The sequence below is a fragment of the Cupriavidus sp. UYPR2.512 genome (genome assembly GCF_000379565.1).
Lineage (GTDB): Bacteria > Pseudomonadota > Gammaproteobacteria > Burkholderiales > Burkholderiaceae > Cupriavidus.
In genome coordinates this window covers 1-1,181 of record NZ_KB903125.1, presented here as the reverse complement: position 1 = coordinate 1,181, position 1,181 = coordinate 1, and the positions used below count along the sequence as shown (strand labels likewise).

2 protein-coding genes are annotated in these 1,181 nt (G+C 61.5%); both read left to right on the top strand.

The features are described 5' to 3' along the window. On the top strand, positions 1 to 729 hold a 729-nt coding region (locus A3A5_RS42085; protein WP_018312882.1), incomplete at its 5' end, for a hypothetical protein. A gap of 28 nt (positions 730 to 757) precedes the next feature. Next, on the top strand, positions 758 to 1,181 hold a 424-nt coding region (locus tag A3A5_RS0123160; RefSeq protein ID WP_035813493.1), incomplete at its 3' end, for an ATP-binding protein.

The window sequence follows — 1,181 nt, the reverse complement described above, 5'->3', positions numbered from 1 at the left end:
CTGGAGGAGCTGGTTGAGTATGCGATCACGACGTACAACGGTACGCCGCATACCGGCTTGAACAGCGTGACCCCGCTCGAAGCAATGGAATACTTGCTCAATACTCAACAGGTGGTGCTGACGCGGCTTGCTGAGCATCATCGTCGCACGCTGTGCTTGATGCAGTCGGCCCGCCGNTGTCGTGTGCGTGCCTATCTTGAGCAAGGCGTACGTCCGCACATTAACCTGTATGGCGTGCGCTACACGAGTGGTGTGCTGGCAAGAAGCACGCGGCTGGTCGGCAAGCAGCTACTCGTCTACCTGAATGCTGACGATCTGCGATGCGTGCGTGCCTTTCTCACGGATGGCACGGAACTCGGCATCCTGGATGCACAAGGCGCCTGGGGTGTGGTGCCGCACAACCTGAAGCTGCGCCAGGAGGTGAGAAAGCTGCGGGATCGGCGTCGAAGCCAACCGGGCGACTCGAATCCGATCGAAGCTTATGTGCAGGCCAAGCTCGAGCAGGCAAAGACTAGTCGGAAGGCCGCGACGGAATACGCGCGGACCGTGCGGCTGCTTGCCAGTGCACCGACAACGCGTACGCCAGCCGAGGCCACGCCCACCACGCGGAGCGCTGCCTCCTCCGTGGTGTCTGCACCGGCTGCGGCAGCAGCAGACGCTGTCTCGATTTTGCCCCAACAGCCGGCGCAGCCGCGCAAACTCACTATCGGGACTGGCCAAGTCTTCTAACACCGTCGTTCACATTGCGAGGTATGCCATGACACCTCAGATGCCGCGTCCCATCGATCCGTCACTTCACCCGCTGGTGACCGGCAATTATCGTATCGCCACGCCTGCGATCGAAGCCTTTTATGAGTTGGTCGAGCGATGTCTACGCTATCGCGTCATGGGAGCACTGATCTATGGCCCGTCCCGCATCGGCAAGACACGGGCGATCGAGTACGTGCGATTGCTGCTGGCGCGCAATCATCCGAAGATGACGAGCTACCACGCGCAATGCGAACACAAACCGCGGCATGCCGAAGGCCCGTTCTTTGCGAACTTGCTCGAGGCCGTTGGAGACCCCGACCCGAACGCAGGTTCCAATCCGGCCAAGCGGATGCGTCTGGCCCTGCGGATTCGCGAGGCGGCTGCTCGAGCGGGGAGCGGCACAGTGCTGCTTTTCTGTGACGAGGCACAGC